1 pseudogene is annotated in these 666 nt (G+C 61.0%); it reads left to right on the top strand.

The features are described from left to right. Positions 1 to 666 (top strand): annotated as a pseudogene (locus F2P46_RS36075) (hypothetical protein); the annotation flags it as partial.

Here is a 666-nt window from a genome sequence, read left to right as displayed (position 1 = left end):
CAAACCACATGATCGAGCAGTTCACGACCGACGTCTACCGCCTCTACCCTGGCGCCAAGGTGCTGGCCGCTGGGAAGAAGGATTTTGAAAAGAGCCGCCGGCGCAAGCTGTTCGCCAAGATCGCCACAGGCGACTTCGACATCGCCATCATCCCGCACAGCAGTTTCGGCTCCATCGGGATCTCGCCCGCAACTGAAGAGCGCTATCTGCAAAAGGAACTCGACGCTGCGCGGTTGGCCGTCCAGGACGCCGAAGCGGAAGCCGACGCCGCCGGCCAGAGCGGCTTCCGCAAGCCCTTCGGCGTGAAGGAGGCCGAAAGGCTGGTGGACAAGATCACTGCCCGCATGGAGCGCGTCCAGGGCGACAAAACCAAGGACCGCCTACTGACGTTCGAGCAAATGGGCATTGACGATTTGACCGTCGATGAGGCCCACGAGTTCAAAAATCTGTTCTATTCCTCGCGCCTGACGGGCGTCAAGGGTATGGGCAACAAAACCGGGTCGCAGAAGTCGTTCGACCTGTACAACAAGGTGCGGGTACTGCGCGAGTCGCCGAAGGGCACCGTCACGTTCATGACCGGCACGCCGATCTCCAATTCGGCGGTCGAGATGTACAACATGATGCGCTTCCTCGCAGCCGACGAGCTGGCCGAGTTGGGCCTGGAAC

It is taken from the genome of Massilia sp. CCM 8734 (assembly GCF_011682155.1).
Lineage (GTDB): Bacteria > Pseudomonadota > Gammaproteobacteria > Burkholderiales > Burkholderiaceae_D > Telluria_A > Telluria_A rubra.
This window is presented reverse-complemented; position numbering and strand designations above follow the sequence as displayed.